Annotated in this window: 16 protein-coding genes; 14 read left to right on the top strand and 2 right to left on the bottom strand. The window is 64.2% G+C overall.

What is annotated here, in order from left to right; all coding sequences use genetic code 11:
* Positions 1–111: 111 nt before the first annotated feature.
* The 11 genes from F812_RS0120765 (at position 112) to F812_RS0120815 (ending at position 13,450) form a co-directional block, all read left to right on the top strand.
* Positions 112–864 carry a GntR family transcriptional regulator gene (locus tag F812_RS0120765; protein WP_198011251.1) on the top strand — a complete coding sequence of 251 codons (753 nt, stop codon included), beginning with the start codon at positions 112–114 and terminating at the stop codon, positions 862–864.
* A gap of 206 nt (positions 865–1,070) precedes the next feature.
* The gene (locus tag F812_RS0120770; RefSeq protein WP_020087912.1) at positions 1,071–2,474 is read left to right on the top strand and encodes a glutamine synthetase family protein; all 1,404 of its coding nucleotides are present in this window, start codon (positions 1,071–1,073) and stop codon (positions 2,472–2,474) included.
* 304 nt (positions 2,475–2,778) lie between these two features.
* Complete coding sequence (locus F812_RS0120775; RefSeq protein ID WP_020087913.1) at positions 2,779–4,170, top strand: aspartate aminotransferase family protein; 1,392 nt, start codon at positions 2,779–2,781, stop codon at positions 4,168–4,170.
* Positions 4,167–4,907 (top strand): gamma-glutamyl-gamma-aminobutyrate hydrolase family protein, encoded by a 741-nt coding sequence (locus F812_RS0120780; protein WP_020087914.1) that lies wholly within the window; start codon positions 4,167–4,169, stop codon positions 4,905–4,907. The genes F812_RS0120775 and F812_RS0120780 overlap by 4 nt, the downstream gene beginning before the upstream one ends.
* Positions 4,904–6,253 (top strand): glutamine synthetase family protein, encoded by a 1,350-nt coding sequence (locus tag F812_RS0120785; protein WP_020087915.1) that lies wholly within the window; start codon positions 4,904–4,906, stop codon positions 6,251–6,253. Before F812_RS0120780 ends, F812_RS0120785 begins: the two co-directional genes overlap by 4 nt.
* A 41-nt stretch (positions 6,254–6,294) precedes the next feature.
* A complete protein-coding gene (locus F812_RS0120790; RefSeq protein WP_020087916.1) occupies positions 6,295–7,785 on the top strand; it encodes an aldehyde dehydrogenase in 1,491 nt (496 codons plus the stop codon).
* Positions 7,786–7,796: 11 nt separating this feature from the next.
* The gene (locus F812_RS0120795; protein ID WP_020087917.1) at positions 7,797–9,248 is read left to right on the top strand and encodes an NAD-dependent succinate-semialdehyde dehydrogenase; all 1,452 of its coding nucleotides are present in this window, start codon (positions 7,797–7,799) and stop codon (positions 9,246–9,248) included.
* A gap of 98 nt (positions 9,249–9,346) precedes the next feature.
* Entirely contained in the window at positions 9,347–10,435 is a 1,089-nt protein-coding gene (locus F812_RS0120800) for an ABC transporter substrate-binding protein (protein WP_020087918.1), read from the top strand.
* A 54-nt stretch (positions 10,436–10,489) separates the two neighbouring features.
* On the top strand, positions 10,490–11,407 hold the full coding sequence (locus F812_RS0120805) for an ABC transporter permease (RefSeq protein ID WP_026868332.1): 918 nt from the start codon (positions 10,490–10,492) through the stop codon (positions 11,405–11,407).
* Positions 11,408–11,416: 9 nt separating this feature from the next.
* Positions 11,417–12,253: an ABC transporter permease gene (locus F812_RS0120810; RefSeq protein WP_020087920.1), complete on the top strand. Its 837-nt coding sequence runs from the start codon at positions 11,417–11,419 to the stop codon at positions 12,251–12,253.
* A 3-nt stretch (positions 12,254–12,256) separates the two neighbouring features.
* Positions 12,257–13,450 (top strand): ABC transporter ATP-binding protein, encoded by a 1,194-nt coding sequence (locus F812_RS0120815; protein ID WP_020087921.1) that lies wholly within the window; start codon positions 12,257–12,259, stop codon positions 13,448–13,450.
* Positions 13,451–13,735: 285 nt separating this feature from the next.
* On the opposite strand, the gene F812_RS0120820 is transcribed toward F812_RS0120815, so the two are convergent.
* Complete coding sequence (locus tag F812_RS0120820) at positions 13,736–14,326, bottom strand: cupin domain-containing protein (RefSeq protein ID WP_020087922.1); 591 nt, start codon at positions 14,324–14,326, stop codon at positions 13,736–13,738.
* Positions 14,327–14,568: 242 nt separating this feature from the next.
* On the opposite strand from F812_RS0120820, the gene gabT reads away from it, so the two are divergent.
* The 3 genes from gabT (at position 14,569) to F812_RS0120835 (ending at position 18,922) form a co-directional block, all read left to right on the top strand.
* Positions 14,569–15,864 carry a 4-aminobutyrate--2-oxoglutarate transaminase gene (gene gabT, locus F812_RS0120825; RefSeq protein ID WP_020087923.1) on the top strand — a complete coding sequence of 432 codons (1,296 nt, stop codon included), beginning with the start codon at positions 14,569–14,571 and terminating at the stop codon, positions 15,862–15,864.
* A gap of 231 nt (positions 15,865–16,095) precedes the next feature.
* On the top strand, positions 16,096–17,418 hold the full coding sequence (gene aptA, locus F812_RS0120830; protein WP_020087924.1) for an omega-aminotransferase AptA: 1,323 nt from the start codon (positions 16,096–16,098) through the stop codon (positions 17,416–17,418).
* Positions 17,419–17,425: 7 nt separating this feature from the next.
* Positions 17,426–18,922 carry a CoA-acylating methylmalonate-semialdehyde dehydrogenase gene (locus F812_RS0120835; protein WP_020087925.1) on the top strand — a complete coding sequence of 499 codons (1,497 nt, stop codon included), beginning with the start codon at positions 17,426–17,428 and terminating at the stop codon, positions 18,920–18,922.
* 89 nt (positions 18,923–19,011) lie between these two features.
* Here F812_RS0120835 and F812_RS0120840 read toward each other — a convergent pair whose 3' ends face one another.
* Entirely contained in the window at positions 19,012–19,563 is a 552-nt protein-coding gene (locus tag F812_RS0120840) for a VOC family protein (RefSeq protein WP_020087926.1), read from the bottom strand.
* Positions 19,564–19,580: the final 17 nt, after the last annotated feature.

The raw sequence follows: 19,580 nt of genomic DNA on the forward strand, positions 1-19,580 counted from the left end.
GTATTTCCTGATGGCAACCCGCTTGGTTCGGCTGGGCGCCGCTCTTTCGCACTGCCGAACACGGGTGTCCGCGCCTGCAATGGGTACGGACGAAAGCTCTGCGAGCGTGAGGTGACGACGAGTTCGATGTCGCAGCGCCACATAACGGCCGCACCCAAAAAAACGCTCGCCCGCGCGAGCGCTGCAGGTCACGGACGCCTGCCTGCTGCCCTCGGTAACACAAGCGTGACAACGCACGAGAACGTCTATCGCGGCTTGCGAGACCGCATCCTGTTCGGCGGCTTTCTTCCCGGCAGCGCGGTCACCCTGCGCGGCCTCGCGGAGGACATGGGCGTAAGTCCTATGCCTATTCGTGAGGCAGTCCGCCGCCTCATTGCCGAGCGGGCTCTCAAGATGCAGGACAACCGGCGCGTCCTGGTACCTCCGATGACGACCGAGACCTTCGAGCAGATTGTATTTTCCCGCAAAACTTTGGAGCCGGAGCTGGCCGCGCGCGCCATGGACCGCATCGGGCGTGCCGAGATCCGCCAGATCACCACTCTCGACCAGGCGGTTGACCGCGCCATGGCCGTCGGCGACGTGGACGGCTACATGCAGAGCAATTACCGCTTCCATTTTGCCATCTACGAGCGGGCCTGCGCCGATACGCTTATGGCTCTCGTGGAAAGCATCTGGCTTCAGTTCGGCCCGTTCATGCGCATGGCCTACGGGTGCATCGGAACGTCCACCCTGGAGGATCACCATCAGGCTGCCATCGCCGCCCTGGAGCGGCGCGACCGTAAGGGTCTGAAAGCAGCGATCGCCGCCGATATCAGCCAGGGCATGAACTTCATCGGCGAAGCCGTCTTGAAGCGCTCGACTTAACGATTTGAACTATCAAGGCCTCCCCCCATTAGCCAATCCGGCACCGCGCGGCGCTTGAGTTTGCGCGCCTTTTGTGATCACATTGTTGCCGAATGACGCCCAGTCCGTCCTGCGGCGCCACCATTTGAGGTGAGGCATCCGCCTCGTCGCATGGGTCGGCGTGCGCCCCGGCCACGGAACACGCGTCCTCTGAAACAAGGTGCATCATGTCGGCCGACAACGGATCGATGGCAGGGCTAACCGGCGAAACATTCAGCGTCGGAACGGAGCCCGAGCACTTGCGCGCCTGGCTCAACCATCACCGCATTGAGGAAGTGGACTGCGCAGTCCCCGATATCGCGGGCGTGGCGCGCGGCAAGACGATGCCCGCCGGCAAATTCGTGAAGCTCGATGCCGTGCACCTGCCGATCTCGATCTTCCACCAGACCATCACCGGCGACTATGTGGGGTTTGAGGAGGACGGCCAGGTGCTCTATGCCGAGAGCGACCTGATGATGGTGCCCGACCTCACGACCATTCGCCCCGCGCCATGGGCGTCGAGCCCCACCGCGCAAGTGATCCACGACGCGAAATGGCAGAACGGCGATCCCGTCGAGATCGCCCCGCGATCGGTCTTGAAGCGCGTGCTCGATCTCTACAGCAAGGAGGGCTGGGTGCCGGTCGTCGCGCCCGAGCTCGAATTCTACCTGACCAAGACCAATCCCGACCCCGACTATCCGCTGGAGCCGCCGACGGGCCGTTCGGGCCGCGCGGGCGCGGGACGCCAAGCTTACAGCCTCGGCGCCGTCGACGAGTACGACAAGATCGTGGACGACATCTACGACTACGCCGAGCGCCAGTACCTGAAGATCGACACCATCATCCAGGAAGGCGGCGCAGCGCAGCTCGAAATCAACCTTCTGCACGGCGATCCGATCGATCTCGCCGACCAGGTCTTCCTGTTCAAGCGCACCATCCGCGAAGCGGCGTTCACGCACAATTGCTACGCGACCTTCATGGCCAAGCCGCTCGCCAACGAGCCCGGCAGCGCCATGCACCTTCACCAGAGCATCGTCGACGCGAAGACGGGCCGCAATATCTTCACCGACGACACCGGCGGACCGAGCAAGCACTTCTATAACTTCCTGGCGGGCCAGCAGCGCTACTTGCCGCCGGCCACCTGCCTGCTCGCCCCCTACGTGAACTCCTATCGCCGTCTCGTGCCGGGCGGCGCCGCCCCCATCAACGTCGAATGGGGCCACGACAATCGCTCTGCCGGCCTCAGGGTGCCGTTCTCGCCGACCGCCGCGCGCCGCATCGAGAACCGTCTCGCCGGCTCCGACGCAAACCCTTACCTCGCCATTGCCGCGAGCCTCGCGTGCGGGTATCTGGGTCTCAAGAATGGTCTCGAGCCGCGCCAGCCGGTGGTCGGAAACGCCTACCGCAACGACCATCAGCTTCCGCGCGGTCTGCTCGAAGCGCTGACCGAGTTCGAGGACAGCGCGGAGCTGCACGAGATTCTGGGCAAACGTTTCTGCCACGTATACCTTGAGCTCAAGCGATCCGAGTTCGAGGAGTTCATGCGCGTGATCAGCCCGTGGGAACGAGAGCATCTTTTGCTCAGCGTCTGACGGGATAGAGTACGGCACACACCGATGTACGGTCCAGGGCCGAGGAAGAAAGTAAAGTGACCTTGTCCGGTCGAGCAGCGAAGACACGCAAGACAGAGCTTCTGGAGCTCTGCGCGCGTATTGGATTCACGCCCCCGCTCGGGGCCTGAGGCGCTTTGTGCCCGTCCTTCCCGCGCTTCCGGATCGAGGAAGCCCGGATTTCATCCCGAGAGACGCACGACCGCACAAACAATTCCCAGGGTATCGGAGCTTTCGAACGAGAAGCGGAGATACCTTGAGACCCGCTCCCGCAGGAGAAACGCCCATGTCGACCACCAGGCTGAAAAACAGCACCACGGAGCTGAGGGATCTCGACGCTCTCCACCACCTCCATCCCTTCACCAACCACAAGTCCCTGCGCGCGGGCGGCGCCCGCGTGATCGTCAAGGGAGACGGGCCCTACATCTGGGACAGCGAAGGCAAACGCATCCTCGACGGCATGGCCGGTCTCTGGACCACCAACGTCGGCTACGGCCGCGCCGAGCTGGCGGATGCCGCCCGCGACCAGATGCTGGAGCTGCCGTTTTACAATACGTTCTTCCGCACCACGCACCCGCCGGTCATTGCCCTCTCCCAGAAGCTCGCCGAGATCACGCCGCCCCACATCAATCAGGTGTTCTACGGCTCCTCGGGATCGGAATCGAACGACACGGCCATCCGCCTCATCCGCCACTATTGGGCGCTCAAGGGAGAGCCCAAGCGGCGCATTATCATTTCCCGCAAAAACGCCTACCACGGCTCTACCATTGCGGCGGGCTCGATGGGCGGTATGCCCCACGTCCATCAGCACAGCTATCCGGTATATGAAGGCTTCCGCCACGTGATGGACCCCTACTGGTTCGGCGAAGGCAAGGACGGCGAAAGCCTCGATGAGTTCGGCCTGCGCGCCGCGAAGGCTCTCGAAGACGAGATCCTGGCCGTCGGTCCTGAGAACGTCGCGGCCTTCGCGGCCGAGCCTGTGCAGGGCGCCGGCGGCGTCAAGATCCCGCCCGCCACCTATTGGCCGGCGGTTCAAAAAATCATCGACAAGTACGGCATCCTCTTCCTGGCCGACGAGGTCATCACCGGCTTCGGCCGCCTCGGCACCTGGTTTGCGTCCGACTACTACGGGCTCAAGCCGAACCTCATCACCTTCGCCAAGGCGGTGACCTCGGGATACATCCCCCTCTCCGGCCTCCTCATCGACGACCGCATCGTCGAAGCTCTGATGGGCCACGACGACGATTTCAACCACGGCTACACCTTCTCGGGCCATCCTGTGGCGTGCGCCGTCGCGCTCAAGAACCTCGAGATCATGGAGCGCGAGAAGCTCGTGCAGCGCGTGAACGAGGTGGGCGCTCCCGCTCTCGCCAAGGTTTTCGAGAAGTTCAAGGACCACCCGCTCGTCGGCGAGGTGCGCACCGTCGGCATGCTCGGCGCCATCGAGCTGGTCGCCGATAAGCGCACGCGCCGCCGCTTCGACAACCCCGGCCGCGTCGGCCTCATCTGCCGCGACCACTTCTTCCGCGAAGGTTTCATCATGCGCGCCGTCTTCGACACCATGGTCTGTGCCCCGCCACTCATCTGGGGCGAGGAGCAGTTCGCGGAGGCCGAGCGCGTGATCCGCAAGGCGCTCGATCTCACGCTCGCCGACGTCGCCGGAGAAATCGCTGCATGAGCCGGCCCCTCGTCGTTATCCCGTCCGACACCAAAGTCATCGAGGGCCTGACCTTCGACGCCGTGGGGCGCAAATACTCCACGGCAGTCGCCGAGGTGGCCGAATGCCAGCCGCTGCTCGTACCGCTCGACACGGCGCTGACGGACATTGGCGCCATTCTCGAAATCGCCGACGCCATCCTGCTTTCGGGCAGCGTCTCCAATGTGCATCCGAGCCTCTACGGCACGGAGGACCCGCTTCGCCCCGAGACCATGGACCCCGCGCGCGACAACGTCACCATCCCGCTCATCCGCACGGCGGTGGACAACAAGATCCCGCTGTTCGCCATCTGCCGCGGCTATCAGGAGCTGAACGTCGCCATGGGCGGCAGCCTGCATCAGGCCGTTCACGATCAGCCGCACCTCAACGACCACCGCGAGAACCCGAAGCTCGTGATGGACGATCGCTTCGGCCCCGCCCATCCGATCAAGCTCGACGATGAACTGCGCTCCTGGATCGGCAAGGACCAGATCATCGTCAACTCCCTCCATGGCCAGGGCATCGCGCGCCTCGCCGAGCGCCTACGTCCGCAGGCCTATGCCGAGGACGGGCTGGTCGAAGCCGTGCTCGGTCCGAAGGATCATCCGTTCTGCCTCGGCGTGCAGTGGCATCCCGAATGGCACGCTAAAAACAATCCCGTCTCCATTGAGCTGTTCCGGCGCTTTGGCGACGCGGCCAGAAAGATTTCATCGTCATGAGCAACAGGTTTCTCTCGGTCGACGAGGCCAAGGACTTCCTTGCGGCCAATCCCACGGTGCAGTGGATCGATGCGTTCGTGCTCGACACGAACGGGCACCCGCGCGGAAAGCGGCTGCGCCGCGGCGATCTCGTCGGCGTTGCCAAGAGCGGCATGATGATGCCCGGCTCGGTGTTCATTATGGACCCGCGCGGCAACTGCATCGCCGAAACGGGCCGGCTATGGACGACCGGAGATCCGGACTACAATTTCCGCATCCTCGCGGGCACGCTCGGAGCCGTTCCCGTGGACGGCACGCGCTTCGCCCAGGCCGTCATCGTGCCCGAGAAGGACGATCCGCTCGACCCGCGCTTGGTTCTTCAGAAGCAGGTGGAGCGTTTCAAGGCCCACGGCCATACGCCCGTCGCCGCCGTCGAGCTGGAGTTCTACGTAACCTGTCCCGGCCCGGGCGGCTCATTCACGCTCGAAGCGCCCCCCGGCGTATCGAAGGACCCGGACATCCCCCTCACCTTCCAGTTCGAGGACATGGACGCGCTCCAGGCGTTCAATGACGACATCTACCGCATCGCCGAGACCCAGGGCCTTCCGGTCGACGCGCTCACCCAGGAAAGCGGTCCGTCCCAGTTCGAGATCAACCTCAAGCACAGCGACGACGTGGTGCAGGCCGCGCTCGACGGTCTCCTGCTGAAGCGCGCCGTGAAGGCCGCCGCCCGCGCCCACGGCCTGTTTGCAACGTTCATGGCCAAGCCGCATCATGACTGGGCAGGCTCCGGCATGCACATTCACATGAGCCTGATCGACAAGGCCGGTGCCAACGTCTTCGCCGGAGAACCCATCTCTCCGCTGTTCCGACACGCACTCGGCGGCCTGCGCGAAACCATGCCTGATTTCATGACCATCTGGGCCCAGTCCGCCAACGCCTACCGCCGTTACGTGCCGGAAAGCTACGTCTCGATGGCCGCCCACTGGGGATTCAACAACCGCACCGTGGCGCTGCGCATCCCCGATCAGAAGGGCCCCGGCACCCGCGTCGAGCACCGCGTTGCGGGCGCCGACGCAAATCCCTATCTCGTGATAGCGGCCATCCTTGCCGGAGCGGCCCATGGCATCGCGAACAAGATCGACCCCGGCCCCGAGGTGCAAGGCAACAGCGAGGAGCTGGACGCCACCCCGCTGCCGACCACCTGGGCGAGCGCGCTGGAGCGCTTCGAGACCTCATCCGTCGTGCGCGACGCCTTCGGCGTGGAGTTCCAGAACGTCTTCGCGCGCCTCAAGAACACGGAGCGCCTGAACTTCGAACGCATCGTCACCTCGCTCGACCATCTTTGGTACGCGCAGGTGGCATGAGAACCAGAGTTGCATGAGCCAGAGTTGCACGAGGCAGTAACATGACCTCACTCGCGCACTTCCAGAAAATTGCCGAAGCCCTCGCGCTTCCCGGCAAAGCCATCATCGGCGGTCACAAAGTGCCGGCCGTGAGCGGCATCACCTTCGACAACGTATCGCCGCGCGACGGCCGCGTGCTGAACCAGGTCGCCGCCTGCGCCGCAGCCGACGTGGACATCGCCGTCGAAAGCGCGCGCTCGGCCTTCGAGGATGGGCGCTGGCGCAAGCTGCCCTACCGCGAGAAGAAACGCATTCTCTTCAAACTCGCCGACATCATGGAGCGCGAGACGGAAACGCTCGCCGTCCTCGAAAGCCTCGACGTCGGCAAGCCGATCTCCAACACGCTCGCCGCCGACATCCCCCAGGCCATCCGCACCACTCGCTACTACGCCGAAGCGCTCGATAAGATCTACGGAGAGGTGGGTCCCGAGACCCCCGACCGCTTCTCCTTCGCCGTGCACGAGCCGCTCGGCGTCATCGGAGCCATCGTGCCGTGGAACTTCCCGCTCCACATGGCGATGTGGAAAGTAGCCCCGGCCCTGGCCATGGGAAACTCGGTGGTGCTGAAGCCTGCCGAGCAGTCCCCCCTCACCGCCCTGAAGCTCGGCGAGCTTGCGCTCGAAGCAGGCGTGCCGCCCGGCGTACTCAACGTCATTCCGGGCATGGGTGGAGAGGCGGGCAAGGCACTCGCGCTCCACAACGACGTGGACATGATTGCCTTCACGGGCTCGGGCGCGGTCGGCCGGCTGCTGATGCAGTACTCCGGGCAAAGCAACTTGAAGCGCGTGAGCCTCGAGCTCGGCGGCAAGTCTCCGCATATCGTGTTCGCCGATTGCCCCGATCTCGAGATGGCGGCCACCCATGCGGCTTGGGGCATCTTCTACAATCAGGGCGAGGTGTGCACTGCAGCCTCGCGCCTTCTCGTCCATGAGAGTATCGCCGACGCCTTCGTCGACAAGCTGCTCGGGGTCGCCCGCTCCATCGCCGCGGGAGACCCGCTCGATCCGGCCACGGCCTTCGGCGCCATGGTCTCCGCCGAGCAGATGAAGACGGCCCTTCGCTACATCGATACAGCAAACCGCGAAGGCGGCGCGCTCCGTCTCGGCGGCAATCGCACGCGCATCGAAAGCGGCGGCTACTACGTCGAGCCCACCGTCTTCGATCACATCGCCCCATCCGCGACGCTCTCCCGCGAGGAGGTGTTCGGACCCGTGCTCGCCGTCACGCGCTTCGGCGGCACCGACGAAGCGCTGAAGCTCGCCAACGACACGCCTTACGGGCTGGCCGCCGGTCTTTGGACGCGCGACGTGAGCCTCGCCCATCGCGCCGCCCGCGAGCTTCGCGCCGGTCTCGTCTGGGTCAATGGCTGGGACAGTTGCGACATCACGATGCCCTTCGGCGGCTTCAAGCAATCCGGCTTCGGCCGCGACCGCTCGCTGCACGCCCTTCATAAGTATGCCGACCTGAAATCGGTCTCCATCACGCTCCTCTGACGGTGAACACCATGAACGCCTCTCCGCCCCGGTATCCCAACGCAGCGCTCATCGGCGGCCAGTGGGTCACCGGGCCGGACACGTTCCCGGTGATCGATCCCGCCACCGGCGCGGAGGTCGGCCGCGTGCCCGATCTCGGTGCCGCCGAAACGAAAACGGCCATCGACGCTGCCGAGGCCGCGCTTCCGGCATGGTCGAAGAAGACGGCCAAGGAGCGCGCTCAGATCCTGAAGCGCTGGTTCGATCTCGTAACCGCCGATACCGAGCACCTGGCTCAGCTCATGACGGCCGAGCAGGGCAAGCCGCTCGCCGAAGCGCGCGGCGAGGTGGCCTACGGCGCGTCCTTCATCGAGTGGTTCGCCGAGGAAGGAAAACGCGCCTACGGCCGCACCATCCCGACGACGGCAGCCGGCAAGCGCTACATCACCATCAAGCAGCCGATCGGCGTGGTAGCCGCCATCGCGCCTTGGAACTTCCCGATCGCGATGATCACCCGCAAGGTCGCGCCCGCGCTCGCCGCGGGCTGCACGGTCGTCGTCAAACCCGCCGAGGATACGCCTCTCTGCGCCATCGCCATCGCCAAGCTCGCGCTCGATGCGGGCGTGCCGCCCGGCGTGTTCAACGTGATCACCACCGCGAACGCCCCCGCCGTCGGCAAGGTGCTGTGCGAGGACAGCCGCGTGCGCAAGCTCTCGTTCACCGGCTCGACGGAGGTCGGCAAGGCGCTCTACCGGCAGTGCGCGAGCAACGTCAAGAAGCTCACGCTGGAGCTTGGCGGAAACGCGCCGCTCCTCGTGTTCGACGACGCGAACCTGGAGCAGGCCGTCGCCGGTGCCATGGCTTCCAAGTATCGCAACGCCGGACAGACCTGCGTGTGCGCGAACCGAATTCTCGTGCAGTCCGGCATCTACGATCGCTTCGCCGAAGCGTTGGCCGCCGAGGTGAAGAAGCTGAAGGTCGGGCCTGGACGCGACGCGGGCGTCGTCATCGGGCCGCTCATCAACGCGGATGCAGCAAAGAAGGTCGATGGCCTCGTGCGCGATGCCGTCGGCAAGGGCGCGAAAGTGATCGTCGGCGGCTCCCCGGCTGCTGCCGGTCCACTCTTCTATCAGCCGAGCGTCGTGACCGGCGTCACGCCCGACATGACCATCGTGCACGAGGAGATCTTCGGCCCCGTCGCAGCTCTCATTCGCTTCGAGACGGACGAGGAGGCGATCCGCATCGCGAACGACACGCCGTTCGGCCTCGCCGCCTATCTCTTCAGCCAGAACCTCGGCCGCGCCTGGAGTGTCGCCGAGGCTCTCGATGCAGGCATGGTCGGCGTCAACGAAGGATTGTTCTCGAACGAGACCGTCCCCTTCGGCGGCGTGAAGGAATCCGGACTCGGCCGCGAGGGCGCGGCCGAAGGACTGGATGAATACCTGGAGACGAAGTTCATCTGTCTCGGAGGGATAGCCTCATAACGAGGCAACGCCTCTCCATAACTGACTACACTTTGCGCACTCTCGATTTCGGCGGCGGGGCTATTGTCGATTAGCTTTTATCAAACGGGGAGCAACCCATGGCGAACGAGATTTTCTCTAGACTGAATGGCTCGGCCAGCCGCCGTTCGTTTCTGGCCGGCCTCGGCGCAGCGGCCGTCGGCTTCAGCTTTTCCCGCAAAGGCTTCGCCGCAGAGGAAAAGAAGCTCAACTTCTACAACTGGGATACCTACATCGGCGAAACGACGCTCGACGACTTCAAGACGGCCTCGGGCATCGACGTCAACATGAGCCTGTTCGCCACCAACGACGAGCTGTTCGCCAAACTGAGAGCGGGCAACCCCGGCTACGACGTGATCGTTCCCGGCAGCGAGTTCGTGGAGCGCATGGTGCAGGCCAACCTGCTCGAGCCGCTCGACCACGCCAAGATCCCCAACATCAAGAACGTGGCGCCGGAGTTCATCAACGACGCGCCTTACGATCCGGGCCGCAAGTACAGCCTGCCCTACACCTGGCTCGTCATCGGCATCGCCTTCCGCAAGAGCAAGGTGAAGGAGACACCCGATAGCTGGAAGGTGCTGTTCGAGTCCGACCAGTACAAGGGCCGCATCTCCGTCATGTCGGATGCGAGCGAGCTTTACCGGCATGTCTTCAAGTATCTCGGCCACTCAGCCAACAAGCCGACGCCCGAGCTGATCCTCGAAGCCGAGAAGATCCTGAAGAAGCAGAAGCCGTTCATCAAATCCTTCCACGAGGACAACGGCCAGGACCTCCTGCTCTCGGGCGAGGTCGACGTGGTGATGGAGTACAACGGCGACATCGCCCAGATCATGACCGAGGACGACGACATCAGCTTCATCGTGCCGAAGGAAGGCGCGCTGAAGCAGTCGGATACGCTGGCGATCCCGAAGGGCGCCCCGCATCCTGAGAACGCGCACGCATTCATAAATTTCCTTCTCGATGCCAACACCGGCAAGGAGATCTACGAGACCATCAAGTTCCCGTCTCCGAATGCCGCAGCAACCGCGCTGATGCCGGACGACTACAAGAACAATCCCGTCATCTTCCCGCCTGCCGATCTGGTGGCCAAGTGTGAGTATCCCCAATACGCCGGCACCGAGATCACGCGCCTGCTCGACGAGAGCATGACGCGCCTCCGCGCCGACTGAGACCGGAGAATGACCACCGTGATGTAGCAGCGACAGCGCGAGGAATGGGGTCTCATGGCAGCTCGTGAATCTACGGAATCGAGGCTAGCCTTCTGGGCCACGGCACTGCCGCCCTTGCTTTGGGTGGCAGTGTTTTTCCTCATTCCGCTCGGCGTGATCTGGGCCTACAGCTTCGGCGAGAACCTCGGGCTCACAGGCGTCTCGATCAGCGGCACCTTCGCCAACTACGCGCGCGCCTTCGAGCCGCTCTATCTGCAGATCTTCGCCAAATCCGTCTTCGTCGCGGGCGTTACCACCCTTCTCTGCCTCATCATCGGCTTCCCGGTCGCGCTCGCCATCGTGTTCGCCAGCGAGCGATGGCGCCCGTGGCTCCTGCTGCTGGTGATGCTGCCGTTCTGGACCAACCTGCTCATCCGCACCTATGCCCTCATCGCCGTTCTGAGAACGGAGGGCTATGTGAACTACGGCCTCGCGTGGATTTGGGAAAGCGCGAGCTGGCTGAAGACCCTGGTCGGCCTCGAGCCCTTGGCGCCCTACGAGCCCCTGCAGCTCCTCTACAACAACTTCGCAGTGGTCTTCGGCCTCGTCTACGTGCACCTCCCCTTCATGGTGCTGCCGCTCTACGCCGCCCTCGATCGTCTCGACCGCTCGCTGATGGAGGCGAGTCTCGATCTCGGAGCCGGACACCTCCGCACGCTCTTTTCCATCGTCGTTCCGCTCGCGCTCCCGGGCATCATCTCCGGCGTCATCATCACATTCGTGCCGGCCCTCGGCGCCTATTTGACGCCCGACCTGCTCGGCGGACCGGATAGCCAGATGATCGCCAACGTCATCGAGCGCCAGTTCAAGAAAGCAAACGATTGGCCCTTCGGCGCGGCGCTCTCGTTCCTGCTGATGTACGCAACCTTCATCGCCATCGCGTTGCGCGCTTATCTCTCGCGCGGCAAGGCGGCCGATGCGCACGGCATTTGAGGGGGAGCCATGAGAACCGCAAAGGACCGGCCCGCCCCCCTCGAATACAATCGCCGCTGGTCCATGCGCCTGTGGCTCACGGGCGTCTTCATCTTTCTCTACGCGCCGCTGATGGCGCTCGTGGCCTTCTCCTTCAACGACAGCAAGCGCAACATCGTCTGGAAAGGCTTCACCCTCAAATATTACGGCCAGCTCTTCCGCAACGACGACCTGATGATCGCGTTCGCGAACTCGCTCACCATCGCCTTCGTCGCAACCCTGCTCTCCCTCGTTCTGGGCACGCTCGCCGCCGTTCTCCTCTGGCGCTTCCGTTTCCCTGGAAAGGCCGCCGTTGAGGGCGCCATGGCGCTCCCCATCGTGGTGCCCGAGATCTGCATGGGCGTCGCGATGCTGGTGTTCTTCTCGAGCGTCGTGCCCTGGCCGAACAATCTCGTCTGGCCCTTCAATCTGGGCGCCATCATCATTGCCCACGTCTCGTTCTGCTTCCCCTTCGTGGCCATGGTGGTGCGCGCCCGCCTCGCCAACTTCAACAAGGAGCAGGAGGAAGCCGCGAAAGACCTTGGCGCCAGCGAATGGCAAGCCTTCCGCGACATCCTGATCCCGCATATCCGCCCTGCCCTCATCGCGGGCGCACTACTCTCCTTCACCCTTTCGCTCGACGACTTCGTCATCACCTTCTTCACATCGGGGCCGAACACCGTGACGTTCCCGGTGAAGGTCTACTCGATGGTCCGCTTCTCGGTGACGCCCGAGGTCAACGCCGCCTCCACCATGCTCATCCTCCTCACGGTGGTGCTCATGGTGCTGGGAGCCCTCATGCAGAAATCGTCTCAACGCAGATCGTGACAGATGGAAAACCGGGCTGCCGCCCGCGATGCAAGGATTGATCCCGTGAACGACGCATCTCCAGCTCCACCCAAATCCGCCGTGAAGCCCATCATCAGCTTCCGCAACATCGTCAAGAAATTCGGCTCCATGGTCGCGGTCGACAATGTGAGCCTCGACATCGAGCCGGGAGAGTTCTTCGCCCTGCTCGGCCCATCCGGATGCGGAAAGACGACGCTTTTGCGCATGCTGGCAGGCCTCGAGGTCCCGACAGAGGGCGAGATCCTCATCGACGGCCAGGACATGCGCACCATTCCCGCCAACAAGCGGCCGGTGAATATGGTGTTCCAGTCCTACGCCGTGTTCCCGCACATGTCGGTGGCCGACAACGTGGCCTACGGGCTCAAGATCGACCGCGTCCCTGAGCCCGAGCGCAAGACGCGCGTGCAGGAGGCGCTCGACCTCGTGCAGCTCGGCCATCTGGCGGCCCGTATGCCGGATCAGCTTTCCGGCGGCCAGCGCCAGCGCGTGGCCCTCGCCCGCGCCCTCGTGAAGCGCCCGAAAGTGCTGCTCCTCGACGAGCCGCTCTCCGCCCTCGACGCCAAACTGCGCGAGGCCATGCGCTTCGAGTTGTCTCAACTTCAGCAGAAGGTGGGCATCACCTTCATCATGGTCACCCACGACCAGGACGAGGCGCTCGCCATCGCGTCCCGCATCGCTGTCATGAACAAGGGCTCCATCGCCCAGCTCGGCACGCCCTCCGATCTCTACGAGTTCCCCGCTTCCCGCTTCGTCGCGGATTTCATCGGGTCCGTGAACATGTTCGAGGGCACTCTCGTCAGGGACGAGCCGGACGAGGCCGTGGTCGATTGCCCCGAGCTCGCGCCCCACGCCGTTCATCTGCCGCACGCCGTTCCAGGCAAGGTGAACACGCCGGTCTGGGTCGCAATCCGGCCGGAGAAGATCACGCTACACAAGGACAGCGGCACACCGCCCACCCCCGCCGAATGCCCGGCAGGCCACAACATCGCCAAAGGCGTCATCCGCGAGATCTCCTATCTCGGCGACACCTCGATCTTCCACATCGATACCGGCAAAGGAAACCTGATCCGTGTCTCGCGCCCCAACCGCTCGCGGTGGGACCAGGACAGCTTCGATTGGAAAGAGCAGGTGTGGGTAAGCTGGGCCGGCTCGAGCCCCGTGGTGCTGTTGTCGTAGGCAATGGGCAGTGGAGTGTGTGATGCCGGCCGCCGCGGCAAAGCAGAATTGTAAGGTGTCTGGATCCCGGCCTTCGCCGGGATGACGAAGTCAAGGGGCAAGCCGCTCCCGATAACGTCGAGGTCATCCCGTCCCGTGAAGCCATGCCTCATAAGCGCCAGCCCCGCGACCCGAACGAGAGCCCCTACTCCCTACTCCCTACTCCCTACTCCCTACTCCCTACTCCCTACTCCCTACTCCCTACTCCCTACTCTCACTGTTGCCTGCTGCCCGCTGCCTGCTGCCTCACATGAACGGCGGCGTGCACGAGCTCACGATCACCGCCGCCTGCTTGCCGACATTGCGGAACCGATGCGGAATCATGCTCTCGAAATAATAGGCATCCCCAGGCCCCAGCACGCGACGCTGGTCACCGACGGTCACCTCGATCTGCCCCTGGATTACGAGGCCGCCCTCCTCGCCCCGGTGCGTCAGCATCGTGCTGCCGGTGTCGCCGCCCGGCTCGTAGACCTCGTGCAGAATCTGGAGCGCCTTCTCCGGCCTCTCTCCCGCGACGACGAAGAAGCGCACCTTGCCCTCCGTCAGCGCCACCAGCTCGTCCTTCATGTAGAAAACCTGAGGCGCCTCCGGCAACGAGATCGAGAAGAACTCCGCGAAGCTCAAGCCCAGCGCGTCCGTCAGCCGGTTCAGCGTGGCCACCGAGGGGCTATGCTTGTTCTGCTCGATCATGCTGATCATGCCGTTAGTCACGCCCGCCTTCGCGGCAAGATCCCGCTGCGTGAGCCCGCTCTTGATGCGCTGCGCCTTGAGCCGCGCCCCGACGTCGATCGTCGTCCGCGTCTCGGCTCCGTCCCTGGATCTCTTGCGTCGCGCCATATGCGTGTAACCCTGCCTTGCGAGAACTGAAGAAACGCTAGCACGGCGCACGGCTCCGAACGACAAATTTTGATCAATTTTTTGATCAAACGAACACACAAGCGCGACTTAAGGCCAGAACTGCGGCACTTGAAGCTGCGGACTGCGTAGAGTACGGTTCCGGATATAGATCAAATTATTGATCACTACGGAGCGGCTGTCGACGAGGCATCCGCTCCGCCGACACAAGGAAGGTGAGACCGATGGCGACCTCTGCCGAGCTTCACGCACGCCGGAATGCAGCCGTTCCCCGCGGCATCGGCCACGCGACGCAGATCTATGCCAAGCGCGCCGAGAACGCCGAGATCTGGAGCGAGGACGGCAAGCGCTACATCGATTTCGGCGCCGGCATCGCCGTGGTCAACACCGGCCATCAGCACCCGCGCATCCTCGCCGCCATCGCCGAGCAGATGAAGTCGTTCAGCCACGTCTGTTTCCAGGTGACGCCGCACGAGAACTACGTCTCGCTCGCCGAGCGGCTCAACGCCATCGCGCCCGTCTCTGGCCCCGCGAAGACCATGCTCGCCTCCACCGGCGCCGAAGCCGTGGAGAATGCCGTAAAGGTCGCGCGCGCCTTCACCGGCCGCCCCGGTATCGTCTCGTTCTCGGGCGGCTTCCACGGCCGCACGCACATGGGCATGGCGCTCACCGGCAAGGCCGTGCCTTACAAGAAGGGCTTCGGGCCTTTTCCGGCCGACATCTACAACGTCGCCTTCCCGAACCTCTATCACGGCACCTCGGTGGCCGACAGCGTCAAGGCGCTGAAGGCGCTCTTCAAGTATCAGGCCGATCCCTCCTCCATCGCCGGCATCATCATCGAGCCGGTGCAGGGCGAGGGCGGCTTCAACATCGCGCCCGCGGAATTCCTCTCCGAGCTTCGCGCCATCTGCAACGAGCACGGCATCGTCCTCATCGCCGACGAGATCCAGACGGGCTTTGCGCGTACCGGCAAGATGTTCGCTCTCGACCACACGAACGTGAAGGCCGACGTGGTGACGCTCGCCAAGGGCCTCGCGGGCGGCCTTCCGCTCTCCGCCATCACCGGACGCGCGGACATCATGGATGCCGCAAACCCGGGCGGCCTCGGCGGCACCTACGCGGGCAATCCCGTCGCCTGCGCCGCCGCTCACACGGTTCTCGACATCATCAACGACGAGCAGCTGTGCGACCGCGCCAGCGCCATCGGCGAAATCATCCTCGGCCGCTGCCGCGCGCTTGCCGCCCGCTCGAACCTCAACTGCATCGGCGACGTGCGCGGCGTCGGCGCCATGTGCGCCGTCGAATTCGTGAAGGACGTGAAGAGCGGCGAACCCGCCCCCGAGCTCACCGCGCAAGTGCTGAAATCCGGCAACGAGCGTGGCTTGATCCTGCTCTCGTGCGGCACTTATGGAAACGTCATCCGCTTCCTGCCGCCCTTGACCGCGAGCGACGCCCTGGTGAAGGAAGGCATGGACGTCTTCGAGGCGAGCCTCACCGAGGCCGTCAGCAAGCTTCAGTAAGCACGTCGCAACCGGAGAGACCGAAGGCCCTTGTCGAAGACATGAAAGTTCGCAGTAACGATGCTCAACGTGTCCCGGCCTGCGCCGGGATGACGTCGATATCGGGCAGTCGGGTCGCCACAAACAACCCGTCACTCCGGCGAAGGCCGGAGTCCAGCCGCCTAGCCGCACCGCCGATTGGGCTCGCTTGATCGGATCATCAATACGTCACGAACGTCAGAAGAGGCGCCCATGAACGTCCAGCTCAAGACAAACGACCTCGAAGCCTTCTTCATGCCGTTCTCCGCGAACCGGCAGTTCAAGAAGGCCCCCCGCCTGCTCGCCTCCGCCAAGGACACGCACTACTTTACGCAGGATGGCCGCAAGATCCTGGACGGCACCTCCGGACTCTGGTGCGTGAATGCGGGGCACTGCCGCCCGCGCATCGTGGAAGCGATCCAGAAGCAGGCCGCGGAGCTGGACTTCGCCGGCACCTTCCAGATGGGCCATCCCAAGGCATTCGAGGCGGCCTCCCGCCTCGTCAACATCGCGCCCAAGGGCTTCGACCACGTCTTCTTCACCAACTCAGGCTCCGAGTCGGTCGAGACCGCCCTCAAGATCGCACTCGCCTACCACCGCGCCAAAGGCAACGCCTCGAAGGTACGCCTCATTGGACGTGAGCGCGGCTATCATGGCGTAAACTTCGGCGGCACCTCCGTCGGGGGCATCTCGCCCAACAGAAAGATGTTCGGAACGCTGGTCGCGGGCGTCGATCATATCCGTCACACACACGATCTCGCCAAGAACGCATTCTCCAAAGGCGAGCCCGAGCACGGCGCCGATCTGGCCGACGATCTCGAGCGCCTGGTCGCGCTGCATGACGCCTCTACCATCGCTGCCGTCATCGTCGAGCCGGTCGCCTGCTCCACGGGCGTCCTGATCCCGCCCAAGGGCTATCTGAAGCGGCTCGAAGCCATCTGCCGCAAGCACGACATCCTTTTGATCTTCGACGAGGTCATCACCGGGTTCGGCCGCCTCGGCACCCCCTTCGGCGCCGACTACTTCGACGTCTCCCCCGACATGATCACCGGTGCCAAGGGTGTCACCAACGGCACCATCCCGATGGGCGTCGTCTTCTTGAAGAGCCACATCTACGAGGCCTTCACCACCGGCCCCGAGAACGCGATCGACCTCTTCCACGGCTACACCTACTCGGGCCATCCCATGGCCGCAGCCGCAGCCATCGGCACGCTGGACACCTATCAGGAGGAAGGTCTTCTCACCCGCGCCGCGCAGCTCGCGCCCTATTGGCAGGAGCGCGTGCACGCCCTGAAGGGCCTGCCGCACGTCATCGACATCCGCAACATCGGCCTCATCGGTGCCATCGAGTTCGCGCCGATTCCGGATGCCCCCGCCCAGCGCGCCTACAGCCGCTTCGTCAAATGCTTCGAGCGCGGCCTGCTCGTGCGCCAGACCGGCGACATCATCGCGCTCTCGCCCCCGCTCATTATTACCGAGAGCGAGATCGACCAGCTCTTCGACATCTTCACCGCCGTACTCAAAGAAGCGGACTGACCGGATCATGCGAACGCTCGAGAACGCTTACGGCGGCAGAAAAGTCGCCTCCACCTCGCCCCGCGCGTCGGATGTCTTCAATCCCGCGACCGGCGAGGCCATCGCGCGCCTCCCGCTCTCGACGCCGGAGGAGATCGCCGCCGCCGTAGCTGCCGCGAAGTCTGCCGCGGAGAGCTGGGGCGCCACGCCGCCCATGAAGCGCGTCGCGCCCATGTTCCGCTTCAAGGAGCTGTTGCAGAAGAACGCCGACGCCATCGCGCGCGCCATCTCCGCCGAGCACGGCAAGACGCACGCCGATGCGTTGGGAGAGTTGCAGCGCGGAATAGAGGTCGTGGATTTCGCCTGCGGTATCCCTCATCTGCTGAAAGGCGAGTACAGCCGCAACATCGGCCCCGACATCGATAGCTGGTCGGACCGCCAGCCGCTCGGAGTCGTCGCGGGCATCACGCCGTTCAACTTTCCGGCCATGGTGCCGATGTGGATGTTCCCGGTCGCCGTCGCGTGCGGCAACACCTTCGTGCTGAAACCCTCCGAGCGCGATCCCTCCGCCCCGATGCTGATCTGGGAGTTGTTCCAGGAGGCAGGCTTCCCCGCGGGCGTATTCAACGTCGTGCACGGCGACAAGACCGCCGTCGACGCGCTGCTCGATCATCCCGACGTCAAGGCCGTGAGCTTCGTCGGCTCGACGCCGATCGCGGAATACGTCTACACGCGCGGCGCCGCGGCCGGTAAGCGCGTGCAGGCGCTCGGCGGCGCCAAGAACCACATGATCGTCATGCCCGACGCCGACATGGATAAGGCCGTGGATGCCTTGATGGGTGCGGGCTACGGCTCGGCCGGCGAGCGCTGCATGGCGATCTCCGTCGCCGTTCCCGTCGGCAAGAAGACCGCAGACCGCCTGGTCGAAGCGCTCGCCCCGCGCGTGCGCGCGCTCAAGGTCGCTCCCGCAACGGATCCCGACTCCGAGATGGGTCCCGTCGTCACCGGAGAAGCCAAGCGCCGCATCACCGATCTCATCGGCCTCGGCGTGAAAGAAGGCGCCGAGCTCGTCGTCGACGGGCGCGGCCTCGTGCTTCAAGGCTACGAGAACGGCTTCTTCATCGGCGGCACGCTGTTCGACCACGTGACGCGCGACATGACGATCTACAAGACCGAGATCTTCGGACCGGTTCTCTCCGTCGTGCGCGCCGAGAGCTATGACGAGGCGGCCGATCTCGTGAACAGCCACGAGTATGGCAACGGCACCGCCATCTTCACCCGCGACGGCGACACCGCGCGCACGTTCGCCGACAAGATCGAGGTCGGCATGGTGGGCATCAACGTGCCGATCCCCGTGCCCGTCGCCTATCATTCCTTCGGCGGCTGGAAGCGCTCGCTGTTCGGCGATCACGCGGTCTATGGTCCCGAAGGCGTGCGCTTCTACACGCGCATCAAGACCGTCACCGCCCGCTGGCCCACCGGCATCCGCTCCGGCGCCGAGTTCAACTTCACAGGGCGGAACTGACGCCATCGCGCACCCGTAAAGCTAAAGGGAGCGAGCCAACACGGCTCGCTCCCTTTCCCTTCGGGGCGTAGCTCGCAGTCAAAAACGCGCTAGCTCACCTTCGCCTTGCCTTTGGCGCCGCCCTTGGCCTTGGCTTTTTCTTTGCCGCCCGCCTTCGCATCGCTCTCCGGGCCGCAGTCCGGATTGATCTTCATCATCTCCTCTTTGACTTCGTCCAGGGTCATGTCGCGCACGTGCGTTGCGATCGACCAGCGGTGTCCGAATGGATCTTTCACCTGGCCGTAGCGGTCGCCCCAGAACATATCGGCGACAGGCATCATCACCTCTGCGCCCGCGGCCACCGCCTGCGCGAACATTGCATCCACGTCATCCACCATCAGATGGATCGAGACCGGCGTGCCCTTGAGCGCATTGGGGCCGAGTGATTGCCACTCCGGCATTTCGTCCACGAGCATGACGTAAGAGTTGCCGATGCGAATGCAGGCGTGCATCAACCTCCCGTCCGGCATCGCAAGACGCATCATCTCCTCCGCGCCAAACGCCTTCTTGTAGAACGCGATGGCATCCGCCGCGCCCGCACACACGATATGCGGCGTGACACTTCCGAGTTTCGGCAACTTGATTTCGCCCGACGTCGACATTCCGCGTCTCCTTCCTT

It is taken from the genome of Hyphomicrobium zavarzinii ATCC 27496 (assembly GCF_000383415.1).
In the GTDB taxonomy this organism is placed as follows: Bacteria; Pseudomonadota; Alphaproteobacteria; order Rhizobiales; family Hyphomicrobiaceae; genus Hyphomicrobium_C; species Hyphomicrobium_C zavarzinii.